Genomic DNA, 23668 nt, shown 5'->3' with positions numbered 1-23668 from the left:
GCCGACCGGGCTCAGAGCAGTTTGCGGAGCTTCATCAGGTCGAGCGGGTTGGCCTTGATGGACACCCGACGGGCGGCCAGCGCCTTGGTGATGTCGAGCTGCCCGTGCACGAGGGCGATCAGGTCGTCACTGCCGGCGCTCAGCGCGATCTTGGCCTTCGGGTCGTCGCCGTCGGAGAGGTCGACCAGTCGGCCGCCGGAGAGCCGGCCGTGGAACGCGGTGCCCAGGTCGGTGACCCGGCAGGCCAGCGTCCGGTCCAGGTCGATCTTGTCCTGCACGTCCGCGTGGCGGTCCAGGCGGTCGGCCAGCTCCTGCAACGCCTGCCGGCACTCGTCCACGCTGGCCACATCGCCTCCTCACACATGCCACGCCGTTCCCCGGCACCGTACCGCAACAGGCGGCCGCAGGGGCCCGGTAGCGTGACACCTGCACACCCCCGCCCCGCGGAAGGACTCAGGTATGCAGGACGCGTGGCGCGCCTACCTCGAGCTGGCCATGGGCCTGACGGAGGCGCCCCGGAAGAGGGCCCAGGACGCCGTTCGGCGCGTGGTCGGCCAGGGCGGCGTCACCGCCGGCCAGTTACAGGCGCTGGCCGAGGAACTCGTCTCAACCGGCCTGGCGAACCGGGAGGCGCTGACCAAGCTCGTGCGCTTCGAGGTGGACCGGGCGCTCGGCGCGGTCGGGCTGGCCACCGCCGACGAGGTGGCGGAGCTGACCCGCCGGGTGCGCGAGCTGGAACGGCAGCTGCGCGAGGCCAAGGCGGTCCCGGCGGACGCCTCCGCCGCCGCGCCGGTCTCCGCGCCGCCGGGCCGCCCCGCGCCCACCCCCACCAGCGCGGTCGCGAAAAAGGCGGTGGCGAAGAAGGCCGTGGCGAAGAAGGCGATCGCGAAGAAGCCGCCGGCCACCGTGTCGCGCAGGCCCGCCGACGAGTCGCCCGCCGCGCCCGTCCGGCCGGCGAAGAAGGCGCCGGACCCCGAGCAGGCGCCGGGTGGCGCGGCGTGAGCGCCCCCACCGGCCGCCGGTCCGCGCCGTGACCGGCCCGTACCGTCCGGGCCCGCCGCCCGGTCCGCGCCCCGGCCCGCCGGCTGGCGCGCGCCCCGGTCCGCCCCCCGGGATCCGCCCCGGCCCGGAGCCGTCGGTCGAGGACGTCGAGGACGCCCGGCACCCGGCGGTGGACGCCGCCGTGCAGGCCATGATCAACGCCGCGGTGCTCTCCCCGGCGGACCAGATCGCCCAGTACGAGGCGGCGTACGAGACGCTGCGCGAGACCCTGGCCAGCATCGACCAGGCCTGACCTCACCGGAGACGAACCCCCATGGCACGTCGCAACCGGCTGGATGCCGAACTCGTCCGCCGCGGCCTGGCCCGCTCCCGCGAGCAGGCCGCCGCGCTGGTGGAGGCCGGCCGGGTCCAGTTGCACGGGGTGCCCGCCCGCAAGCCGGCGGCGATGGTCGACCCCGCCGACCCGCTGCTGGTCACCGGCGAGGATCCCACCGCCGAGTACGTCTCGCGCGGCGGCCACAAGCTGGCCGGCGCCCTCGCGGCGTTCGCCCCGGGCGGGCTGACCGTGGCCGGGCGGCGGTGCCTGGACGCCGGGGCCTCCACCGGCGGCTTCACCGACGTGCTGCTGCGCGCCGGCGCGGCGGAGGTGGTGGCGGTCGACGTCGGGTACGGCCAGCTGGCCTGGCCGCTGCGCAACGACGAGCGGGTGCGGGTGTTCGAGCGCACCAACGTCCGTACGTTGACCCCGGAGGCCATCGACGGCGAGGTCGACCTGACCGTCGCCGACCTGTCGTTCATCTCGCTGCGGCTGGTGCTGCCCGCGCTGGCCGGCTGCACCCGGGCGGACGGCGACCTGGCGCTGATGGTCAAGCCGCAGTTCGAGGTCGGCAAGGAGCGGGTCGGCGCGGGCGGCGTGGTGCGCGACCCGGAGCTGCGGGCCGAGGCGGTGCTCGACGTGACCGCGGCGGCGGCGCAGCTCGGTCTGGGCCTCGCGGACGTGGCCGCCAGTCCGCTGCCGGGGCCGAGCGGCAACGTCGAGTTCTTCGTATGGTTACGCCGGGGCGCGCCCGCCGCGGACCCGGAGCGGGTCCGCGCGGTCGTGGCCGCCGGTCCCGAGGGCGTCCCGCCACCCGCGGATCCCACGATCGAGGAGGTCGCCCGGTGAGCCGGACCGCTCTGCTGGTGACGCACACCGGCCGCCGACGCAGCACCGAGCACGCCCGCGCGGTGGCGGCGGACCTGATCGCCGCCGGTTTCGAGGTACGGGTGGTGGCCGAGGAGGCCGACGACCTGGACCTGCCGGGCGTCGTCCCGGTCACCGGTCCGGAGGCCGCCGAGGGCGCGGAGATCGTCTTCGCGCTCGGCGGCGACGGCACCTTCCTGCGCGCCGCCGAGCTGGCCCGGCCGGCGAAGGCCCCGCTGCTCGGCATCAACCTCGGCAAGGTGGGCTTCCTCGCCGAGGCCGAGATCGACGACCTGGACTCCGCGGTTCGGGACGTGGTCGGGCGCAACTACACCGTCGACGAGCGGCTCACCCTCGACGTGACCGCCGAGTTCGAGGGCGGCCCGACCATCGAGTCGTGGGCGCTCAACGAGATCAGCGTCGAGAAGGGCGAGCGGGCCCAGATGCTGGAGCTGCTCGTCGACGTCGACGGCCGGCCGCTGTCCCGGTACGGGTGTGACGGGGTGGTCTGCGCGACCCCCACCGGCTCCACCGCGTACGCCTTCTCCGGCGGCGGGCCGGTGGTCTGGCCGGAGGTGGAGGCGTTGCTGCTGGTGCCGATCAGCGCGCACGCGCTGTTCAGCCGGCCGCTGGTGACCGCGCCGACGTCGACCTTCGTGATCACCGTCGACCCGTTCACCACCTTGGCGGTGCTGTGCTGCGACGGGCGACGGGTCTACGACCTGCCCCCGGGGGCTCGGGTGACGGTGCGCCGGGGCGCGCTGCCGGTGCGGATCGTCCGGCTCCGGGCCCGACCCTTCACCGACCGGCTGGTCGCCAAGTTCGACCTGCCGGTGCAGGGCTGGCGGGGCAGCCGCCGCTGACCCGGGCGTCCCGTCGCCGGTCGCCACCCGCGGCAACCCACCGGACCTCCCGCGGTCCGGCCCCGGTCGTCCGTTGTCCACCTGGCGACATGTCGCCCATGCGGCGGCCCGCGGCTAGTGACCATCGGCGATCTCCGTCGCAGACTCCGAGCGGTCGATCTCCTGGGACCGACCACTGGAGCAGAGGAGCACATCGCATGCAATGGCCCCCACGCTGGCTCACCGCCGGCGCGGTCGGCGCGCTGGTGGTCGGGCTCGCCGGACCGGCGTCCGCCGACCTGCCCGCCCGGCCCGCCGGCCCGATTCCGGCCGCGCCCGCCCCGGGCGCCGCGCCCGTCCGCCTCACCCTGATCACCGGCGACCAGGTCGACCTGGTCCAGGCCGCGCCCGGCCGGGTCGCCGCCACGGTCCACCCCGGCGCCGGTCGGGAGCGGGTCACCTTCCACACCGTGCAGGCCGACGGCGGGCTGCGGGTGCTGCCCAGCGACGTCGTGCCGTACGTCTCCGCCGGGGTGCTCGACCCCAATCTGTTCGACGTGCAGGAACTGGCCGCCGAGGGCTACGGCGACGCCGCGCAGGACGCGCTGCCGTTGATCGTGCGTTACCAGGCACCGGCCGCCGGCCGGGTCCGGCCGCTCGCCGGCGCCACGGCGGCCCGGCCGCTGGAGAGCATCAACGGCGCGGCACTGCGGGTCGGCAAGGGCAACCTCGACGAGCTGTGGACCATGCTGCGCGGCACGCCCGCCGCGCGTACCACCGCTGCCGGGCCGGTGCGGCTCGGCGCCGGCATCGCCCGCGTCTGGCTGGACGGGCGGGTCCACCCGGCGCTGGAGCACAGCGTGCCGCAGATCGGCGCCCCGGCGGCCTGGGCGGCCGGCCGGGACGGCAGCGGCGTCCGGGTGGCGGTGCTCGACACCGGCGTCGACGCCACCCACCCCGACCTCGCCGGCCGGATCGCCGAGGCACAGGACTTCTCCGGCAGCGGCAGCGCCCGGGACGGGCACGGCCACGGCACCCACGTGGCGGCCACCATCGCCGGCAGCGGCGCCGCGTCCGACGGACTGCGCAAGGGCGTCGCGCCCGGCGCGCAGCTGCTGATTGGCAAGGTGCTGGACGACGGCGGCAGCGGCTACGACTCGGGGATCATCGCGGGCATGGAGTGGGCCGTCCACTCCGGCGCGAAGGTGGTCAGCATGAGCCTCGGCGGCCCCCCGACCGACGGCACCGATCCGATGAGCCAGGCGGTCAACGACCTGACCGCCGAGACCGGCGCCCTCTTCGTGATCGCCGCCGGCAACTCGGGCGAGGCGGGTACCGTCGGGACGCCCGGCGCGGCCAGCGCGGCGCTCACGGTCGGCGCGGTGGACCGCGACGACAACCTGGCCGACTTCTCCAGCCGCGGCCCGCGCCTGGGCGACAACGGCCTGAAGCCCGAGATCACCGCGCCCGGTGTCGGCATCGTCGCCGCCCGCGCGGCCGGCACCACCATGGGTACGCCGGTCGACGACGCGTACACGAAGGCGTCCGGCACGTCGATGGCCACCCCGCACGTCGCCGGCGCGGCGGCGATCCTCGCCCAGGAACACCCGGACTGGACCGCCGGCAAGCTCAAGGACGCGCTGGTCAGCACCGCGAAGAACAACTCGGCGCTGACCGTCTTCGAGCAGGGCGCCGGCCGGGTCGACGTGGCCCGCGCGCTGAGCCAGCGGGTGTACGGCTCGGCGACCGCCGACTTCGGCCGGCTGAGCACCGGTGGTGCGGTGGCGGAGAAGACCGTGACCTACACCAACGGCACCGGCGCGGCGCAGACCCTGCGCCTGGCGCTGGAGCTGCGCAACCTGGACACCGGCGCGGCGGAGACCGACGGGGTGTCGGCCGGCGTCACCGAGGTGACCGTGCCGGCCGGCGGCAGCGTGGCCGTCCCGCTGCGCGCCGACCCGGCGAAGCTGGACCGCGGACCGCACGGCGGGTGGCTGGTGGCCACCGGCGCGGACGGCGTCGCGGTACGCACCGCCGTCGGGCTCACCCTCAGCGGCCCGATCCACACCGTCAGCCTGCGTGCCCTGGACATGGCCGGGCAGCCCGGCCTGGCGCCGGTGGCCACGCTCTTCGGCGAGCACTCCGAGTCGGACCACCTTCTCTGGCTTCCCCCCGGCGGGGCGGAGGTGCAGGTCGAGGAGGGCCCGTACCTGCTCGAGGGGCTGATCGAGCACGGCGCCCCGCTGGACGAGCAGATCACCCTGGTCACCGACCCCGAGCTGATGGTCGACCGGGACCTGACCGTGGTGCTCGACCCGCGCAAGGGCACCCCGGTGCGGATCGAGACGCCGAAGCCGACCGAGCAGCGGGCGGCGATCAGCTTCTACGAGCACCGGGTCTTCGGCAACGGGCGGCAGATCGACCACGGCGTGATGACGTTCAGCACGATCCAGCAGGTGAACGTCACGCCGACCCGGCCGGTGAGCCAGGGCGAGTTCGAGTTCGCCTCCCGCTGGCAGTTGGTCGCGCCCATGGTGGACGCCCGGATCAGCGGAGTGTCCGGTCCGCTGGACATCAACCTGCTGGGCCAGTCGCCGGCGCCCACCGGCCGGCGGAAGCTGCCGCTGGTCTGGGGCGGCACCGGCACCGCCGCCGAGCTGGCCGGAGCCCGGGGCGCCGCCGTGCTGGTCACCGGCAGCCTGGACCGCTCCGAGGACGAGCAGATCGCGGCGGCCACGGCCGCCGGCGCCGCGACGGTGCTCATCGTCCGGCCGGCGGACTGGAGCGCGTGGACGGTCTGGCGCCCGGACGGGGACCGGTTGCCGATTCCGTCGCTGGTGGTCGCGTACGACGACGGCCAGCGGCTGATCGCGGCGGCGCGGGCCGGCGGCGCGATGCTGGACCTGACGCTGACCGTGGACAGCCCCTACCTGTACGACGTGTGGCAGGTGTCGAAGGGCCGGGTGCCGGAGCGGATCGTGCACACGGTCACCGCGGATAACACCGCCGAGGTGACCGCCCGGTACGCCGACACCGGTGGGTTCGACTGGGCCAGCGAGCAGCGCTTCGGCTGGCGCCCCTGGCAGGAGTACTCCTGGAACGACGACCAGCGGATGGTGCGTACCGGCACCACCCGGCAGGAGTTCGTCAGCGCCGGGGACTCCTGGTGGCAGCAGCGGGTGCTGCACCAGCTCACCTGGTCCTGGGGGCAGCTGACCGGCGGGCTCACCCAGCAGCCCCGCCGGTACGACGCCGATGACCGGGTCACCGAGACCTGGCACTCACCGGTGGTTCGGCCGGCCGTGCCGGCCGGTTCCGGGGCGCCGGTGCCCACGCGTACCGGCGACAACCTGAACCTGTGGCTGGCCGAGTACGTCGACGCCGACGGCCATTACGCCCCGGCCGGCGGCAGCGAGGAGCAGGACACGGTGCAGGCCCGGCTCAGCCGGGACGGGCAGCAGATCGCCGACCTCTCCGGCGGCTGGGTACCCGTGCCGACCACCCCGGACCCGGCCCGCTACCGGCTGGACCTCACCACGCAGCGGTCCTCGGACGAGTGGCGGTGGGCCACGCGTACCGAGACGGCGTGGCAGTTCACCTCGGCCCGGCCGGCCGGGGACGCCGCCCGGCCGCTGCCGCTGCTGCAGGTGGACTACCAGGTCCCGGCCGACCTGCGGGGCGAGGTGCCCGGCGGCCGGCCGCACCAGCTCGGGCTGACCGTGCGCCAGCCGGCCGGACTGCCGGCGCCGACCGGCGTCGGGGTGCGGGTCGAGGTGTCGTTCGACGGCGGGCACAGCTGGACGACGGTGCCGGTGCACGGCTCCGGCATCGGGTTCAACGCCACGGTGCCGGCCGGACGCGGCACGGTGTCGCTGCGGGTGCACGCCGGTGACCGGGTCGGAAACACCGTCGACCAGACCGTGATCGACGCGTACGGCCTGCGCTGAGCGTCCCGTCGGGCCGCCGGGGTTCCCACCAGGGGGTGTTGGGAACCCCGGCGGCGCCGCGGCCGGCGGTCCGCCACGGAATCCGTCTCTCAGGTTGACGGGACCGTGGCGGTTCGCCCGGCCGGTGGTCGTGGGGTGTCGGACGGGTCAGAGCCAGCCCCGGCGGGCGGCCTGGTACGCCAGACCCGGTCGGGTATCGACCCCGGCCAGGGTCATCAGGTCGGCGAGCCGCCGCTGGATGGTGCGGCGGCTCAACCCGAGCTGAGAGGCGATGGACTTGTCCGGCACCCCCGCCACGAAGAGCGACAGCAGCAGCCGCTCGTCGGCGTCCGGGCCGCCGTCCGCGCGGGGGTCGACCCCCGACAGCAGCGGGGTGGCCGCGGTCCAGTGGCTGTCGAAGAGGGCCAGCAGCGCGTCGAGCAGCTGGCTGCGGCCGATCACCGCGGCGCTCGGCTCGCCGCTGGCCCGGTCGGGCACCAGCGGGCAGATCGCGGTGGTCCGGTCGGCGATGGCCAGTCGTACCGGGAGCAGGTCGGTGACCCGGGCCTGCTCACCGCTGCGGACCGCCTTCTCCACGTCGGCGAGGGCGCCCGGCTCGGCCAGCAGGTCGCGTTCGTAGATCGCCCGGTAGCTGACCCCGCGGGCCAGCGCGGCGAACTCCTCCACGTTCTCCGGGCCCGACATGGCCAGCGGGTTGGCCCGGCAGAACCAGAGCACCTCCACGCGGGCGTCGTCCTGTAGCCGGTGCAACCGGGCGCGCAGCGCGTCGCTGCCGGTGACGATCTCGACCAGGTGGTCCGCGTCGTGCCGCCGCACGCCGGCCCGGTACTCCTCGGTGAGCTGGGCGACCCGGCGGCGGGCGGAGTCGAGGGACTGCTGGTGGCGCAGCAGCTCGTCGCCGAGGGCCACGTCCGGTGGCAGCGGCCGCAGCGGCGGGTCGGGCTCGGCGCCGGCCGGCGCGACCAGCCCGCGCTCCCGCAGCCCGGCCAGCGCCCGAGCGACCCGGTCGGCCGGCAGCGGCACCTGCCGCGCCAGTTCCGCCCGCCCGGCGGCGGAGACCCGCAGCAGCGCGCGGTAGACCTGTTCCTGGTCCTCGTCCAGGCCGAGTATCCGCAGCACCTGCCGCCCACCGCTCGTGGAGTCCACGAGCGGTGATGCTACGGCCGGCCGCCGCGCCGCCCGCGCCGGCTGGTCAACTGTCGGTGGCCGCGTCTACTGTCGGGTGCTGTGCTGGAAGAGCTGCGCATCACCGGACTGGGCGTCATCGAGGACACCACGCTGCCGTTGACCGGCGGGATGAACGTCATCACCGGCGAGACCGGTGCGGGCAAGACCATGGTGGTGACCGGCCTCGGTCTGCTCTTCGGCGGCCGGGCCGACGCCGGGCGGGTGCGGGCGCAACCGGGCCGGGCGATGGTGGAGGGGCGGCTGCGCCTCGACGGCCGGGTGGCCGACACCGTGCACGCCCGGGTCACCGACGCCGGCGGCGAGCCCGACGAGGACGGCTCCCTGCTGCTGAGCCGCACGGTCACCGTGGAGGGCCGGTCCCGGGCGCACCTGGGCGGCCGGAGCATGCCGGTGTCGATGCTCGGCGAGGTCGGCGAGCAGGTGGTGGCCGTGCACGGCCAGTCCGACCAGCTGCGGCTGCTGCGCCCGGCCGAGCAGCGGGCGGCGCTGGACCGGTTCGCCGGCCCGGCGCACGAGAAGCTGCTCGACGCGTTGCGCGAGGCGTACACCGGGTGGCGGGTGGTGGTCGACGACCTGGCCGACCGACGGCGGAACGCACGCGAGCGCAACCAGGAGGCGGATCTGCTCCGGCTCGGCCTGGACGAGATCACCCGGGTCGATCCGCAGCCCGGCGAGGACGACGAGCTGAAGGCGGAGGCGCAGCGGCTCGAACACGCCGAAGGGCTGCGTACCGCCGCGCAGCTGGCCCAGCAGTGCGTCGCCGGCGGCGTGGAGGCGACCGACGAGACCCCGGACGCGACCGCGCTGCTCGGCACCGCCCGGCGCACCCTGGAGGCGCAGGCCGGCACCGACCCGGCGCTCGGCGAGCTGGCGGTCCGCCTAGAGGAGGCGGCCACCCTGGTGACCGACGTCTCCGCGGAGCTGTCGGCGTACCTGGCGGCGCTGGACGCGGACCCGGCCCGGTTGCAGGTCCTCCACGAGCGGCGGGCGGCGTTGCGCGCGCTGACCCGCAAGTACGCCGACGACGTCGACGGCGTGATCGCCTGGGCCGAGCGGGCCCGCACCAGACTGTCCGACCTGGACACCTCCGACGAACTCCTGGCCGAGCTGGACCGGGAGGCGTCCCGACTGGCCGGCGAGGTGGCCGAGCTGGCCGCGCGGGTCTCCACCTCCCGGCAGGAGGCGGCGGTCCGCTTCGCCGAGCAGGTCACGGTAGAGCTGGCCGGGCTGGCCATGCCGCACGCCCGGATCGAGGTGGCGGTGCTGCCCCGCCCGGCCGGTCGGGCCGAGCCGAGCCTGCCGGTCAACGGGGTCGAGGCCGGCGTCGGCCCGGACGGCGCGGACGAGGTGGAGCTGCGCCTGCTGGCCCACCCGGGCGCGCCGTCGCTGCCACTGCAGCGGGGTGCCTCCGGCGGTGAGTTGTCCCGGGTGATGCTCGCCATCGAGGTGGTCTTCGCCGGTTCCGGCGGCCCGCCCACCCTGGTCTTCGACGAGGTGGACGCGGGCGTCGGCGGGCAGGCGGCGGTGGAGATCGGCCGCCGGCTGGCCCGGCTGGCCCGCAGCCACCAGGTGCTGGTGGTCACCCACCTGCCGCAGGTGGCCGCGTTCGCCGACCGGCACCTGGTGGTGGCGAAGGACACCGGGGGAGCGGTGACCACCAGCGGGGTCCGTGTGGTGGAGGACACGGAGCGTGCCCGGGAGCTGGCCCGGATGCTCGCCGGTTTGCCGGATTCCGATCTGGGTATCGCGCATGCCGAGGAACTCCTGGCCGTGGCGGCCAAGGAAAGGCGACCGTGACGCCGGGTTTGTGAGCGCAAGCACACCGGCGTGCGCTCCGGTGTGCTTTTCTGGGTAGGCGGCCCTGCTCAGCATGTCGCGACAGCAGAACCTGCCTCACATGCCAGGATGGTCACGATGCGTCTACCCACGTTGCGCCGGACCCGAAACGCGGACCCGGGCTCAGTCCTCGGCACCGCGCGCCTCGACCGCCGTACGAAACGGCTGGTGGGCCGGCTCCGACCCGGCGACATCGCGGTCATCGACCACGTCGACCTGGACCGGGTGGCGGCGGATTCGCTGGTGGCCGTCGGCGTCGCCGCGGTGCTCAATGCCAAGCCCTCGGTCTCCGGGCGCTACCCCAACCTGGGGCCGGAGGTGCTGGTCGCCGCCGGCATCCCGCTCCTGGACGACCTGGGCGAGAGCGTCTTCGAGCAGATCCGCGAGGGCGACACCGTCCGGATCGAGGGCAACACGGTCTTCGTCGGCGACGAGCCGGTCGCGCTCGGCGCCCTGCAGGATGCCGAGACGGTGGCCAAGGCGATGGCCGACGCCCGGGAGGGGCTGTCGGTCCAGTTGGAGGCGTTCGCCGCCAACACCATGGACTACCTCAGGCAGGAACGCGACCTGCTGCTCGACGGGGTCGGCGTACCGGAGATCCAGACCCAGATCCAGGGCCGGCACTGCCTGATCGTGGTCCGCGGCTACGACTACAAGGCCGACCTGGACGTGCTGCGCCCGTACATCCGGGAGTTCAAGCCGGTGCTCATCGGCGTGGACGGCGGCGCGGACGCCCTGGTCGAGGCGGGCTACACCCCCGACATGATCATCGGTGACATGGACTCGGTCACCGACGACGTGCTGCGCTGCGGCGCCGAGGTGATCGTGCACGCCTACCCGGACGGCCGGGCGCCCGGCCTGGCCCGGGTCGAGGGCCTCGGCGTGCCGGCGATCACCTTCCCGGCCGCCGCCACCAGCGAGGACCTCGCCATGCTGCTGGCCGACGAGAAGGGCGCCTCGCTGCTGGTCGCCGTCGGCACCCACGCCACCCTGGTGGAGTTCCTCGACAAGGGCCGCGGCGGCATGGCCTCGACCTTCCTGACCCGGCTGAAGGTCGGCGGCAAGCTGGTCGACGCCAAGGGCGTGAGCCGGCTCTACCGGCAGAGCATCTCCGGCTCCTCGCTGCTGCTGCTGGTCCTCTCGGCGCTCGCCGCGATGGCCTCCGCGGTGGCGGTCTCCACCGTCGGGAAGGCGTATTTGGGCGTGGTCTCCGAATGGTGGGACAATTTTGTGTTCCAGCTCGGCCAGCTCTTCTAGCTCCCCGACGATCAAGAGGCTGCAAGCGTGATCAACTTCCGCTACCACGTGGTGTCCCTCACCGCGGTTTTCCTCGCGTTGGCGATCGGCCTGGTGGTCGGCACGGCCGCCCTCAACGGACCGGTCGCCGACTCGCTCAAGGAGAACGTCAACGCGCTGCGCAAGGACAACCAGCAGATGCGCCAGTCGGTCAACAGCCTCCAGAAGGAACTGGACATGGAGGAGGACTTCGCCGCCGAGATGGCGCAGACCGTCCTCCCCGGCAAGCTGACCGGCCGCCGGGTGCTGGTGCTCGACCTGCCCAGTGGCCGGGAGCACACCGACGGCGTGCGGAAGATGCTCGAACTCGCCGGCGCGAACGTCACCGGCCGGATCGACCTGCAGGACAAGTTCATCAACCCGGACAGCAACAACAACCTGCTGGAGCTGGCCGTCACCGCGGCCCGCCCGAACAGCGCCCCCACGTCGGGGCTGCCGGGCAACGGGCACGGCGTGGAGACCTCCAGCGCCCTGCTGGCCAGCGTCCTGCTCGACCGCGCCCAGGGCAACCCGCCGGTCTCCGACGCGGACCGCCGGGCCGTGCTGTCGGCGTACTCTAACGCCGGCTACCTCAGCACAGAGAACAAGGTCACCGGGGCGGCCGAGGCGGTGGTCCTGGTCACCGGCCAGCCGTACGTGGACAAGGACTCGGCGAAGAAGGACGAGTCGGTGGTGAAGGTCGGCGAGCAGTTCGACCGGACCGGCGCGATCGTGGTCGGCGGCAACGGCTCCGCCGGGGGCAACGTGGTCGCCGTCGTGCGCGGCGACCCGGTGCTCTCCCAGACCATCTCCACCGTCGACAACGCCAACACCGTCCAGGGTCAGCTGGTCACGGCGCTCGCCCTGGTGCAGCAGCTCACCGAGAAGAAGGCCGGCCAGTACGGTGTCGGCGACAACGCCGCGGCGCTGCTGCCTAAGCTGCCCCAGTGAGCGGCCGACCGCTGTCCGGTCTGCACCGCATCGCGCTGGGTATCTGGATCGGAGGGGTCGCGTGACACTGGGTCGGCTGCTGGCCGCGGGCGCGGGGGCGATCGTCGCCCGGTACGTGCTGCGGGAGGTGCGTACCGCCCCGGTGGGGCCGGCGCTGGAACGGACCAACTTCCGTGGCCGGACCGTCACCCTGGCGGCCGGCCCGGCGCTCGCGGTCGGCGCCGCCACGGCCGGCGCGCTCGGCGCGGGCAGCGCCCCCGCCGGTGGGGCCGCGCTGGTCGCGGGGCTCGGCGCGGGGGCGGTCGGACTCTACGACGACGTGGTCGGCGCGCGCCCCGAGCAGAAGACGGCCAAGGGCTTCGCCGGGCACCTCGCCGCACTCCGCGAGGGGCGGGTCACCGCCGGCCTGGTCAAGATCGTCGGGGTGGGCGCCGCCGGTCTCGGCGCGGCCGCGCTGCTCGCCGCCGACCCCCGGGTCGCCGCCCACCCCCGCCGGCAGCGCCACGGCACCCTCGGTCGCGGCGTCGACGTGTTGCTCGGCGCGGGCGTGGTCGCCGGCACCGCCAACCTGCTCAACCTGCTCGACCTGCGTCCCGGCCGGGCGCTGAAGTCCGGCATGCTGCTCGGCGCGCCGCTGGCCGGCGGGGCGCACGGCGGCATCGCCGTCGGCGCGGTCGGCGCCGCCGCCGGGCTGATCCGCGACGATCTGGACGAGCGGGTGATGCTCGGCGACAGCGGCGCCAACGCCCTCGGCGCGCTGCTCGGCGTCAGCCTGGCCGCCCGGACCGGACCGCTCGGCCGGGCCGGCGCGCTCGCCGTGCTCGCCGCGCTCACCGCCGCCAGCGAGAAGGTCAGCTTCACCCAGGTGATCCAGCGGACTCCGGGGCTGCGGGAGCTCGACGCGCTGGGCCGGCTCGACGACTGACGTGAAGAGCCCGGCACCCCTCGCCGGCGCCGGCCGCGTGGCCGGAGCGGCCGCCCTCATCGCCGTACTCACGGTGGTCAGCCGGCTGGCCGGCTTCGGTCGTACCGCCGTGTTCACCTGGACCCTCGCCCCGACCGACCTCGGCGGCGCGTACGTCGTGGCGAACAACCTGCCGAACTTCATCTTCGAGATCGTGGCCGGCGGCGCGCTGGCCAGCCTGGTCGTACCGCTGCTCGCGGGCGCGGTGCAGGCCGGCGACCGGCGGGGCGTGGCCGCCACCACCGGCGCCCTGCTGACCTGGACGGTCACCCTGCTGATCCCGCTCGCGGTGCTGGTGGCGCTGCTCGCCGACCCGCTGATCGGGCTGCTCGGCCCCGGCCTCAGCCCGGAGCAGCGGCAGGCCGGCGCGCGGATGCTGCTGGTCTTCGCGCCGCAGTTGCCGCTCTACGGCGTCGGCATCGTGCTCACCGGGGTGCTCCAGGCGCACCGACGGTTCGCCTGGCCGGTCATCGCGCCGTTGCTGTCCAGCGTCACCGTCATCGCCGTGTACCTCGCCTTCACCGCCGCCGAGGGACGGCTGGCGACCGTCGGTGGGGTGGGCCGCGGCGGCGAGCTGCTGCTCTCCGGCGGCACCACGCTCGGCGTCGTGGTGCTCTCGCTGTCCCTGCTGATCCCGCTGCGCCGGCTGGGGCTGCGGCTGCGCCCGGGCTACGGCTTCCCCGCCGACGCCCGCGCCCGGGTCGGCGCCCTCGCAGTCGCCGGGGTGGTGACCGTCACCGCCCAGCAGATCGCCCTGATGGTCAGCCTCAGCCGGGTCACCTACGGCGGGGCGGCCAACCCGGGCGTCTACAACATCGCGCAGAGCATCTACTTCCTGCCCTGGGCGGTGCTGGCCGTGCCGCTGGCCGTCGCCGCGTACCCCACCCTCGCGGCCGCCCGCGCGGCCGGTGACGAGCGGACCTACCGGGAGACCCTCGCCCCGGCGGTCCGTGGGGTGGTCCTGTTCAGCCTGCTGGGCGCCGCCGCGCTGGTCGGCACGGCGGTGCCGGTGGGGCAGTTCTTCTTCGACCGGCCGGTGGCCGGTACAGCGGCGGCGGCCATCGCCGGGTTCGCGCCCGGCCTGCTCGGCTACGGCCTGTTCGCCGTGCTCACCCGGGCCCTCTACGCCCGCGGCGAGACCCGGGCGGCGACCATCGCCACGGCGGCGGGCTGGCTGACCGTGCCGGCCCTGGCGGTGCTCCTCGGGCGCCTGCTGCCGCTGACCGACCGGGTCCTGGCGGTCACCCTGGCCACCTCGGGCGGCATGCTGGTCCTCGGTGGCCTGCTGATCGCCGCGGTGCTCCGCTCGGCCGGCCGCGACGCGCTGGCCGGGGTGGGCCGGGCCGGGGCCGCCGGTCTGCTCGCCGGCGTGGTCGCCGGGCTCGGCGGGGTCGCCACCTCCCGCTGGCTCGCCGGGCTGGGCGACGGGACCCCGACGACAGCGGAGGCGCTCGTTCAGGGCATGCTGTCCGGGGTCGTGGTCGGCGCCCTGTTCCTCGCCGTCGCCTGGCTGACGGACGAACGGGACGTGCGGCCGCTGCTCACCGCCGTGCTGCGCCGGCTGGGCCGGGGACGCCCGCCCGCCGCGGCCGGCGCGCAGGAGGACCAGATCCCCCCGGACCGGGGTGACGGGAAGGAGACGGTGTCCCGGTGAGCGCGAGGAGTGAGCCGGGTCTGCGAGCCCCGCAGTCGCGAACGGAAGGCAGGCTATGACCGACGCCACGTCGGCGCAGCGGTGGCCCGGCTCGGTGGCCCTGGTGCTCGCCTCCAGCACGGGTGGGGTGGGACAGCACGTCCGCTCGATCGCCCGCGGCCTGACCGCGGCCGGCGCCACCGTGCTCGTCTGCGGCCCGGCCGCCACCCAGGACCAGTTCGACTTCACCGGGGTCGGCGCCCGCTTCACGCCGGTGGAGATCCCGGCCAGCCCCACGCCGGCCGACGGGCGGGCCGTCGCGGCCCTGCGCCGGGCGCTGGCCGACACCCCCGTCCAGGTCGTGCACGCGCACGGGCTGCGGGCCGGCCTGGTCGCCGCCCTCGCCCGCCCGGCCGCCCCGCTGGTGGTCACCTGGCACAACGCGGTGCTGGCCGGCGGGCTGCGCGGTCGGCTCTCCCGGCTGGCCGAGCGGATTGTCGCGCGCTCCGCCCGGGTCGCGCTGGGCGCCTCCGCCGACCTGGTGGAGCGGGCCGCCGCGCAGGGCGCGACCGACGCCCGGCTGGCCCCGGTCGCCGCGCCCGCGCTGCCCGCGCCGCGCCGCCGCCGCGCCGCCGTCCGCGCCGAGTTCGGCGTCGCCGCCGACCGTCCGCTGATCCTGTCGGTGGGCCGGCTGCACCCACAGAAGCGGTACGACGTGCTGGTCGACGCCGCCGCCCGGTGGCGTACCCGGATCCCGGCGCCGGTGGTGGTCATCGCCGGCAGCGGCCCCGCGTACCTCCAGCTCGCCGCCCGGATCTCGACCGCCCGGGCGCCGGTGACCCTGCTCGGGCACCGCACCGACGTGGCCGACCTGCTCGCCGGCGCCGACCTGGCCGTGGTGACCAGCGACTGGGAGGCCCGCCAGCTGTTCGCCCAGGAGGCGCTGCGGGCCGGCGTGCCCCTGGTGGCGACCGCCGTGGGTGGCCTGCCGGAGCTGGTCGGCGACGCCGCGGTGCTGGTCCCGCCCGGCGACGTCGACGCGGTCGACGCGGCGGTGCGGGAGCTGCTGGATGACGGCGCCCGCCGGGCGGAACTGGCGCGCCGGGGCGCCGCCCGGGCTGCGACCTGGCCGACCGAGGCGGACACCGTGGCCAGCCTGGCCGACCTCTACGCCGAGCTCGCGCCGGCCGCGGCCGATCCGTCGACGGGACGCCGCTGATGCTGCGCAGACTGACCCCGGTCCTGCTGACCCTGGTCGTGGTGGCGCTCGGCATCACCGCGCTGGCCGATCGGCCGGACACCGGCCCGCCGGGGCGCGGCGCCGACTTCGTGGTGCTGGCCGGGGTGGCCGGGCTGCGCTGGGACGACGTGGACCCGCAGACCACCCCGACGCTGTGGCGGATGGCCGAACAGGGGTCGATCGGCTCCCTGTCGGTACGCTCCGCGCACCGGCCCACCTGCCCGGTGGACGGCTGGCTCACCCTCGGCGCGGGCAACTTCGCCGCCTGGAACGGCAGCCGTCCGCAGGGTGGCTGCCCGCCCGCCGGGGTGACCGTGGAGCAGCCGGACGGCATCGGCGCCAACCTCCCCGACCAGGAGGGTGTGGTCCGGTACAACCAGGACCGGCTGTCCTGGGGTACGACGCCGGGTGCGCTGCCGGAGTCCGTCCGCTGCTCGGTGGCGGTCGGGCCGGGGGCGGCGGTGGCCGCCGCCCGCCCGTTCGGCCGGGTCGACCGCTACGCGCCGGTACTCCCCGCCGACCCGGCCAAACTGCTGGGCTCCTGCGTGTTGAGCATCGTCGACCTCGGCAGCGTCGACGGCGAGGACCGGGCGTCCCGGGCGGCGCAGGCCCGGCAGGCGGACGCCCAGCTGGCCCGGGTGCTCGCCGCCCGCCCGCCCCGCTCGCTGGTGATCGTCGCCGGCGTCTCCGACACCGACCAGCCGTCCCGGCTGCACGTCGCCGTGGCCGACGGCCCGGGCTGGGAGCGGGGCTGGCTCACCTCCGCGAGCACCGCCCGGGAGGGCTACCTCCAGCTCGTGGACCTGGCGCCGACCGCCCTGGCGACGCTCGGCCGGCCCATGCCGGAACGGCTCTTCTTCGGCCGCCCCGCAGTCTCGGTCGGCGGCCGACCGGCGGACCTGCGGGCCGCCATCGACCAGCCGGCCGACGCCGACCGCGAGGCCGCCGCCCAGCGCCGGGTCGCCGGGTGGTTCTTCACCCTGCTCGCCGCCGCCCAGGTGGCGCTCGCGCTCGCGGTGCTGCCGCTGCTGCGCCGGGCCCGCCGGCACGCCGGCCCGCACGGACCCGAACCCGTCTCCCGACGGGTGGTGGCCGCGGTGGAGCTGCTGCTGGTCGCCGCCGCTCTGGCGGTGCCGGCGGCCCTGCTCGCCGACGCGGCCCCCTGGTGGCGGGGCCACCACGCCGGCTGGTGGTTCGCCGTGGTGACCGCACTGCTGATCGTGGGCGGCACGGCCGCGGTCCGGTTCACCCCCGGGCACGACCGCACCCTCGGCCCGCTCGGCGCGGTCGCCGGCCTGGCCACCCTGGTGGTCGGGGTGGACGTGGTCACCGGGTCGCGGTTGCAGCTCAACGGCGTGGTCGGCTACTCCGCGCTCGAAGGCGGCCGGTACGCCGGGCTCGGCACCGTCGGCCTGGGCGTCTTCATCGCCGGTTCGTTGCTCAGCGCGGGCTGGCTGGCCCAGCGGGTCCGCCGCGCCTGGCGACCGATGGTGATGGTGGCCGTGGGCGGCGCCGCCGTGGTCGTCGTCGGCAGCCCCTACCTCGGGGCGGACTCGATCGGCGCGATCGCGCTGACTGCCGGGGTGAGCGTCGCCGCGGCGATCAGCACCGGCGGCTGGCTGACCGTGAGCCGACTCGCCTGGGCCACCATGGCGGGGCTGGCGGTCACCATCGGCTTCGCCGTGGTGGACGTGCGCCGCCCGGCGACGGAGCGGGGCACCCTGGGCCGGTTCCTGGCCGCGCTCGGCGACGGCACCGGCGGCCTCACCGTGCACCGCGCCAGCACCGCCAACCTGGAGACCCTGGTCAACAGCCCGCTCACCGTCCTGGCGCTGGCCGGCGCGGCGCTGGTCTGGTTGGCGCTGCTGCAACCCTGGGGCGGCCTGATGCGGCTGTTCGGCATCTACCCGGCGGTCCGGGCCGCGATGGCGGGCACCGCCGTGGCCGCCGGCATCGGCGGGGTGCTCGGCGGTTCGGCGCTGGACGTGGCCGGGGCGGCGGCGGCGCTGGTGGTGCCGATGGCGGCGCTGGCCGCGCTGCGGGTGCTGGACCACTCCACCGACCGCACCCAACCCGGGGCGGGGCGACCCGGCGACGAGGGACCCGGTGGCACAGCGGGTGGCCCCATCGACGGCGGCGACCATCCCGCGGGCGGTCGTGCGTCGGGGGACGGGCGGGCCGTCGAACCCGTCGCCGGGCGGTCGGCCGCGCCGACGGATCGGCCCGACGAGCCCGCCGGGCCCGGTCGCCCCACCGGCCGCGGCGGGCCGGACGGGACGGCCGCCGGCGGCTCCGGGCCGGTGGGAGCCGCCGCCGACGCGCCGGAGTCCACGGGCGTACCGGCGCCGCCCGGGCCCGACGGGCGGCCGGTGACCGTGCCCGCCCAGCCCGGTCCGGCATCGACCGAGGTCGCCACCGGCTGACCCGGACGGGGCCCGACGTGCGCCGACGGCGGGTGCGACGCCTGCTGGGGCCGGGAAAGGTGTTACCGTGGAATCCCGTGGATCGCGTGATCACTTGGTTGATCGGCACGGCGGTTCGCACGACCGCTACGGACGACACGGGAGCAGGCCTTGGCCCCTTCAGCACGGACGACCAGGCACATTTTCGTCACCGGGGGCGTCGCCTCCTCGCTGGGTAAGGGCCTCACCGCCTCCAGCCTCGGCAACCTGCTGACCGCGCGCGGGCTGCGCGTGGTGATGCAGAAGCTCGACCCGTACCTCAACGTCGACCCGGGGACGATGAACCCGTTCCAGCACGGTGAGGTCTTCGTCACCGAGGACGGCGCCGAGACCGACCTCGACGTCGGCCACTACGAGCGGTTCCTCGACCGGGCGCTCTCCGGCAAGGCGAACGTCACCACCGGGCAGATCTACTCGGACGTGATCGCCAAGGAGCGGCGCGGCGAGTACCTGGGCGACACCGTCCAGGTCATCCCGCACATCACCAACGAGATCAAGTCGCGGATCCTCGGCATGGCCGAGCCGGACGCCGAGGGCCAGATCCCGGACGTTGTGATCACCGAGGTCGGCGGGACCGTCGGCGACATCGAGTCGCTTCCGTTCCTGGAGGCGATCCGCCAGGTCCGCCACGACCTGGGCCGGGACAACTGCTTCTACCTGCACGTCTCGCTGGTGCCGTACCTGGCGCCGTCGGGCGAGCTGAAGACCAAGCCGACCCAGCACTCGGTGGCGCAGCTGCGCAGCATCGGCATCCAGCCCGACGCCATCGTGCTGCGCTGCGACCGGGAGATCCCGGAGAAGCTCAAGGAGAAGCTCTCGCTCTACTGCGACGTGGACCGGGAGGCGGTCGTCGCCGCCCCGGACGCGCCGAGCATCTACGACATTCCCAAGGTGCTGCACCGGGAGGGCTTGGACGCGTACGTGGTGCGCCGGCTCGGCCTCTCCTTCCGGGACGTGGACTGGACCAGCTGGGACGACCTGCTGGACCGGGTGCACCAGCCGCGCCACACGGTCACCGTCGCCTTGGTCGGCAAGTACGTCGACCTGCCCGACGCGTACCTGTCGGTCAGCGAGGCGATCCGGGCCGCCGGGTTCGGCCACCGGGCCCGCGTGCAGCTGCGCTGGGTGCCCAGCGACGACTGCGTCACCCCGGCCGGCGCGGCGGCCGCCCTGGCCGGCGTGGACGGCATCGTGATCCCCGGCGGCTTCGGGGTGCGCGGCATCGAGGGCAAGATCGGCACCGCCCGGTACGCCCGGGAGAACGGTGTCCCGCTGCTCGGCCTCTGCCTCGGCCTGCAGTGCATGACCATCGAGGTGGCCCGCCACCTGGCCGGCCTGGACGGGGCGAACTCGCTGGAGTTCGACGAGGACGCCAAGCACCCGGTCATCGCCACCATGGCCGACCAGGAGGACATCGTGGCCGGCCGGGGCGACCTGGGCGGCACCATGCGGCTCGGGGCGTACCCGGCGACGCTGGCCGAGGGCTCGCTGGTCGCCGAGGCGTACGGCAGCACCGAGGTCAGCGAGCGGCACCGGCACCGGTACGAGGTGAACAACGCCTACCGGGACCAGCTCACCAGGGCCGGGCTGCACATCTCCGGCACCTCGCCGGACGGCCGGCTGGTCGAGTTCATCGAGCTGGACCGCGGGCTGCACCCGTTCTTCGTGGCCACCCAGGCGCACCCGGAGCTGAAGAGCCGGCCGACCCGGCCGCACCCGCTCTTCGCCGGCTTCGTCAAGGCCGCCATCGCGTACTCCGAGGCCGACCAGCTCCCGGTCGACCTCGACGCGGCCCCGGCGGCGAAGCGGGCCAGCCGCAATGGCACCGCCGCCGCGGCGAAGGCGGCGTCGGCGTCGTGAGCGCCGTCGAGCACCGCTACGAGGTGACCGACCACCGGGAGATCTGGTCCGGCCGGGTCTTCTCGGTGGTCAGCGACGAGGTCACCATGCCCGGCGGCGGCACCGCGGCGCGCGACTACGTGCGGCACGTCGGCGCGGTGGCCGTGGTGGCGCTGGACGAGGCCGGCCAGGTGGTGCTGATCCGCCAGTACCGGCACCCGGTCGGCCGGCACCTGTGGGAGCTGCCGGCCGGGCTGATGGACGTCAGCGGCGAGGACCTGGCCGCGGCGGCGGCGCGGGAACTGGCCGAGGAGGCCGACCTGACCGCCGGCAGCATCGACGTCCTGGTCGACCTGCACAGCTCGCCGGGCTTCTCCGACGAGGTGGTCCGGATCTTCCTGGGCCGCGACCTCGCCGACGTGCCGGCGGAGCAGCGGCACGACCGCCGCGACGAGGAGGCCGACCTCCAGGTCGTCCGGGTCGACCTCGACGAGGCGGTCGGGATGGTCCTCGCGGGGGAGATCACCAACGCCTCCTGTGTGGCCGGGCTGCTCGCCGCCGCCCGGGCCCGGGACGCCGGCTGGTCGATGCTGCGCCGGCCGGACGCGCCGCTGCCCCGCTGAGCCGGGTACGAAGAAGGGGCCGCGCGGTGACACCGCGCGGCCCCTGGCGTTTTCCCGGAATCAGTCCCGCAGCGGGCGGCCCTGCCCGTCGACGCCGCCGTTGAAGGCGACACCTTGGTGATCCATTGCCATCCTGTCCGCGCCGCCGCGCCAGCGGTGGGACGATGGGCGCGAACACTGTCCTGACGGCTGAGGTGGTCTCCACCGCCGGCCCGGTCGACGCCTGACACTTCGTCAGGACGACCCGGCACCGGATGTCACTGTGCTGGCTCCCGGAAAGAGCCCGCGGGCCTAGACTGCCGCCGGCGGGACCGGTGGACCCGCGCCGGCAATGGGGCCGTCGCGGCGCCGAGCAGTCGGGGGTGGGCAGCCCCGAAGGAAGGTGTCTGCATCGTGAAGGTCGGAATCCCACGCGAGGTCAAGAACCACGAGTACCGCGTGGCGATCACGCCCGCGGGCGTCAACGAGTTCACCCGCCACGGTCACGAGGTCTTCGTCGAGTCCGGCGCGGGCGTCGGTTCCAGCATCAGCGACGACGAGTTCGCCGCCGCCGGCGCCAAGATCCTGGGCACCGCCGACGAGGTGTGGGACGCCGCGGAGCTGGTGCTCAAGGTCAAGGAGCCGATCGCCGAGGAGTACCACCGGATGCGCGAAGGGCAGGTGCTCTTCACCTACCTGCACCTGGCCGCCTCGAAGGAGTGCACCGACGCGCTGATCGACCGCAAGGTCACCGGCATCGCGTACGAGACGGTCGAGCTGCCCGACCGCTCGCTGCCGCTGCTCGCCCCGATGTCCGAGGTGGCCGGCCGGCTCGCCCCGCAGGTGGGCGCCTTCTACATGATGCGCACCGGCGGCGGCCGGGGCGTGCTCCCGGGCGGCGTCTCCGGCGTGTACGCGGCGAAGACGGTGGTCATCGGCGCCGGCGTCTCCGGCATGAACGCCGCCGCGATCGCGCTGGGCCTGCAGTCCGAGGTGCTGCTGCTGGACAAGAACGTGGCCCGGCTGCGCCAGGCCGACGCGATCTACCGGGGCCACCTGCAGACGGTCGCCTCCAACGCGTACGAGATCGAGCGGGCCGTGCTCGACGCGGACCTGGTCATCGGCGCGGTGCTGGTGCCGGGCGCCAAGGCCCCGAAGCTCATCTCCAACGAGCTGGTCTCCCGGATGAAGCCGGGCAGCGTCCTCGTCGACATCGCCATCGACCAGGGCGGCTGCTTCGAGGACTCGCGCCCCACCACGCACGCCGACCCGGTCTACAAGGTGCACGAGTCGATCTTCTACTGCGTCGCGAACATGCCCGGCGCGGTGCCGAACACCAGCACCCACGCGCTGACCAACGTCACCCTGCCGTACGCCCTGGAGCTGGCCAACCACGGCTGGAGCGAGGCGCTGCGCCGCGACCCGGCCCTCGCCCTGGGCCTGAACACCCACGCCGGCCAGGTCGTCTACGGCCCGGTCGCCGAGGCGCACGGCATGGCCACCCTGCCGCTGGCGGACGTGCTGGCCTGAGGGGCGACGGGCTGACCGGAACACCGGCCGGGGCCGGCACGGGCGAGGAGCCCGCGCCGGCCCTGCGCCGTGCCGTGCGCGGCTACCTCGACCACCTCACCGTCGAGCGCGGGCTGTCGGCCAACACGCTCTCGTCGTACCGCCGGGACCTGGACCGCTACCTCGGCACCCTCGCCGCGGTCGGGGTGACCGACCTGGCCGCCGTCGGCGCGGCCCAGGTCGAGGCCCACCTGGCCCGGCTGCGCGCCGGCGACGACGACCACCCGCCCCTGGCGGTGTCGTCGGCGGCGCGGGCGGCCAGCGCGGTGCGCGGCCTGCACCGCTTCGCGCTGCGCGAGGGGATGGCCGGCGCCGACCCCAGCCGCGACGTCCGCCCGCCGACGCCGCCGCGCCGGCTGCCCCGGGCGCTGCCGGTCGACGACGTGGTCCGGCTGCTGGAGACCGCCGGCGCGGTCACCGCCACCGGCGACCAGGCGCCCCTCGCGCTGCGCGACCGGGCGCTGCTGGAGTTCCTGTACGGCACCGGCGCGCGCATCTCCGAGGCGATCGGCCTCGCGGTGGACGACCTGGACACCGACGACGGCGCGGTGGTGCTGCGCGGCAAGGGCGGCCGCACCCGCCTGGTCCCGATCGGCGGGTACGCGGTCGAGGCGCTGCGCGCCTGGCTGGTCCGGGGCCGCCCGCCGCTGGTCGCCGCCGGCCGGGGCACCCCGGCGGTCTTCGTCAACGCCCGCGGCGGCGCGCTGTCCCGACAGGGCGCCTGGACCATCCTGCGCCGCGCCGCCGAGCGGGCCGGCCTGCCGGTGGACGGTGCCGCGGCGGTCTCCCCGCACACCCTGCGCCACTCGTACGCCACCCACCTGCTCGACGGCGGCGCCGACGTGCGGGTCGTGCAGGAACTGCTCGGCCACGCGTCGGTGACCACCACCCAGGTGTACACGTTGGTCACTGTGGAGCGGCTGCGCGAGGTGTACGCCACCGCGCACCCGCGCGCCCGCGGCTGAGCCGGCCCCGACCGTCCTCACCGGCCGGTACCCGGCCGACACGCCGACCGGGTACCGAACGCGCTGCTGGTGCGTGGCGTACAGTCGGCATCGGCGCGGACCTCCTGGGGCGACGAACCGGGGTGCGCAGCGGCGCCGCGAAGGACGTCGGACGGCTCCGACGCCGGGTG

General features: G+C 75.4%; 18 protein-coding genes. 16 read left to right on the top strand and 2 right to left on the bottom strand.

Going from position 1 to position 23668, the window contains the following annotated elements:
* Nucleotides 1-11 precede the first annotated feature (11 nt).
* The gene (locus GA0070613_RS28135) at nucleotides 12-347 is read right to left on the bottom strand and encodes an SCP2 sterol-binding domain-containing protein (RefSeq protein WP_089015035.1); all 336 of its coding nucleotides are present in this window, start codon (nucleotides 345-347) and stop codon (nucleotides 12-14) included.
* A gap of 112 nt (nucleotides 348-459) precedes the next feature.
* On the opposite strand from GA0070613_RS28135, the gene GA0070613_RS28130 reads away from it, so the two are divergent.
* The 5 genes from GA0070613_RS28130 (at nucleotide 460) to GA0070613_RS28110 (ending at nucleotide 6974) form a co-directional block, all read left to right on the top strand.
* Nucleotides 460-1002, top strand: coding sequence for a hypothetical protein (locus GA0070613_RS28130; protein WP_089015034.1), 543 nt, complete (start codon nucleotides 460-462; stop codon nucleotides 1000-1002).
* Nucleotides 989-1294 (top strand): hypothetical protein, encoded by a 306-nt coding sequence (locus GA0070613_RS28125; protein WP_231929532.1) that lies wholly within the window; start codon nucleotides 989-991, stop codon nucleotides 1292-1294. Before GA0070613_RS28130 ends, GA0070613_RS28125 begins: the two co-directional genes overlap by 14 nt.
* Before the next feature lie 21 nt (nucleotides 1295-1315).
* Nucleotides 1316-2167, top strand: coding sequence for a TlyA family RNA methyltransferase (locus GA0070613_RS28120; RefSeq protein WP_089015033.1), 852 nt, complete (start codon nucleotides 1316-1318; stop codon nucleotides 2165-2167).
* Nucleotides 2164-3048: an NAD kinase gene (locus GA0070613_RS28115; RefSeq protein ID WP_089015032.1), complete on the top strand. Its 885-nt coding sequence runs from the start codon at nucleotides 2164-2166 to the stop codon at nucleotides 3046-3048. The genes GA0070613_RS28120 and GA0070613_RS28115 overlap by 4 nt, the downstream gene beginning before the upstream one ends.
* 197 nt (nucleotides 3049-3245) lie before the next feature.
* A complete protein-coding gene (locus GA0070613_RS28110) occupies nucleotides 3246-6974 on the top strand; it encodes a S8 family peptidase (protein WP_089015031.1) in 3729 nt (1242 codons plus the stop codon).
* Between the two features lie 147 nt (nucleotides 6975-7121).
* Here GA0070613_RS28110 and GA0070613_RS28105 read toward each other — a convergent pair whose 3' ends face one another.
* On the bottom strand, nucleotides 7122-8120 hold the full coding sequence (locus GA0070613_RS28105) for a helix-turn-helix domain-containing protein (protein ID WP_231929531.1): 999 nt from the start codon (nucleotides 8118-8120) through the stop codon (nucleotides 7122-7124).
* A gap of 81 nt (nucleotides 8121-8201) precedes the next feature.
* Here GA0070613_RS28105 and recN point away from each other — a divergent pair, with 81 nt between their 5' ends.
* From recN to GA0070613_RS28050, 11 genes are all read left to right on the top strand, one after another.
* Nucleotides 8202-9959, top strand: coding sequence for a DNA repair protein RecN (gene recN / locus GA0070613_RS28100; RefSeq protein ID WP_089015029.1), 1758 nt, complete (start codon nucleotides 8202-8204; stop codon nucleotides 9957-9959).
* A gap of 117 nt (nucleotides 9960-10076) precedes the next feature.
* Nucleotides 10077-11255 carry a putative cytokinetic ring protein SteA gene (gene steA, locus GA0070613_RS28095; RefSeq protein ID WP_089015028.1) on the top strand — a complete coding sequence of 393 codons (1179 nt, stop codon included), beginning with the start codon at nucleotides 10077-10079 and terminating at the stop codon, nucleotides 11253-11255.
* A 27-nt stretch (nucleotides 11256-11282) separates the two neighbouring features.
* On the top strand, nucleotides 11283-12224 hold the full coding sequence (locus GA0070613_RS28090; protein WP_089015027.1) for a copper transporter: 942 nt from the start codon (nucleotides 11283-11285) through the stop codon (nucleotides 12222-12224).
* A gap of 61 nt (nucleotides 12225-12285) precedes the next feature.
* Nucleotides 12286-13149 (top strand): hypothetical protein, encoded by an 864-nt coding sequence (locus tag GA0070613_RS28085; RefSeq protein ID WP_089015026.1) that lies wholly within the window; start codon nucleotides 12286-12288, stop codon nucleotides 13147-13149.
* Between the two features lies 1 nt (nucleotide 13150).
* Nucleotides 13151-14842 carry a murein biosynthesis integral membrane protein MurJ gene (murJ, locus tag GA0070613_RS28080; RefSeq protein ID WP_089015025.1) on the top strand — a complete coding sequence of 564 codons (1692 nt, stop codon included), beginning with the start codon at nucleotides 13151-13153 and terminating at the stop codon, nucleotides 14840-14842.
* 55 nt (nucleotides 14843-14897) lie between these two features.
* Complete coding sequence (locus GA0070613_RS28075; RefSeq protein ID WP_089015024.1) at nucleotides 14898-16040, top strand: glycosyltransferase family 4 protein; 1143 nt, start codon at nucleotides 14898-14900, stop codon at nucleotides 16038-16040.
* The gene (locus tag GA0070613_RS28070; RefSeq protein WP_089015023.1) at nucleotides 16040-18484 is read left to right on the top strand and encodes a hypothetical protein; all 2445 of its coding nucleotides are present in this window, start codon (nucleotides 16040-16042) and stop codon (nucleotides 18482-18484) included. The genes GA0070613_RS28075 and GA0070613_RS28070 overlap by 1 nt, the downstream gene beginning before the upstream one ends.
* A gap of 150 nt (nucleotides 18485-18634) precedes the next feature.
* The gene (locus tag GA0070613_RS28065; RefSeq protein ID WP_089015022.1) at nucleotides 18635-20383 is read left to right on the top strand and encodes a CTP synthase; all 1749 of its coding nucleotides are present in this window, start codon (nucleotides 18635-18637) and stop codon (nucleotides 20381-20383) included.
* Nucleotides 20380-20985 (top strand): NUDIX domain-containing protein, encoded by a 606-nt coding sequence (locus GA0070613_RS28060; protein ID WP_089015021.1) that lies wholly within the window; start codon nucleotides 20380-20382, stop codon nucleotides 20983-20985. Before GA0070613_RS28065 ends, GA0070613_RS28060 begins: the two co-directional genes overlap by 4 nt.
* Nucleotides 20986-21378: 393 nt before the next feature.
* A complete protein-coding gene (gene ald / locus GA0070613_RS28055; protein WP_089015020.1) occupies nucleotides 21379-22494 on the top strand; it encodes an alanine dehydrogenase in 1116 nt (371 codons plus the stop codon).
* Nucleotides 22491-23498, top strand: coding sequence for a site-specific tyrosine recombinase XerD (locus GA0070613_RS28050; RefSeq protein ID WP_408631020.1), 1008 nt, complete (start codon nucleotides 22491-22493; stop codon nucleotides 23496-23498). Before ald ends, GA0070613_RS28050 begins: the two co-directional genes overlap by 4 nt.
* Nucleotides 23499-23668: the final 170 nt, after the last annotated feature.

Origin of the sequence: Micromonospora inositola, assembly GCF_900090285.1 — a bacterium.
Classification (GTDB): domain Bacteria; phylum Actinomycetota; class Actinomycetes; order Mycobacteriales; family Micromonosporaceae; genus Micromonospora; species Micromonospora inositola.
The sequence above is the reverse complement of the archived record's forward strand: the minus strand, read 5'-3'. Positions and strand labels throughout refer to the sequence as shown.

What these genes read in the sequence shown, in the direction of transcription:
- steA (WP_089015028.1), top strand. Translation starts at nt 10,077, where the DNA reads ATGCGTCTACCCACGTTGCGCCGGACCCGAAACGCGGACCCGGGCTCA.
- GA0070613_RS28120 (WP_089015033.1), top strand. Translation starts at nt 1,316, where the DNA reads ATGGCACGTCGCAACCGGCTGGATGCCGAACTCGTCCGCCGCGGCCTG.
- GA0070613_RS28070 (WP_089015023.1), top strand. Translation starts at nt 16,040, where the DNA reads ATGCTGCGCAGACTGACCCCGGTCCTGCTGACCCTGGTCGTGGTGGCG.
- GA0070613_RS28110 (WP_089015031.1), top strand. Translation starts at nt 3,246, where the DNA reads ATGCAATGGCCCCCACGCTGGCTCACCGCCGGCGCGGTCGGCGCGCTG.
- GA0070613_RS28130 (WP_089015034.1), top strand. Translation starts at nt 460, where the DNA reads ATGCAGGACGCGTGGCGCGCCTACCTCGAGCTGGCCATGGGCCTGACG.
- GA0070613_RS28075 (WP_089015024.1), top strand. Translation starts at nt 14,898, where the DNA reads ATGACCGACGCCACGTCGGCGCAGCGGTGGCCCGGCTCGGTGGCCCTG.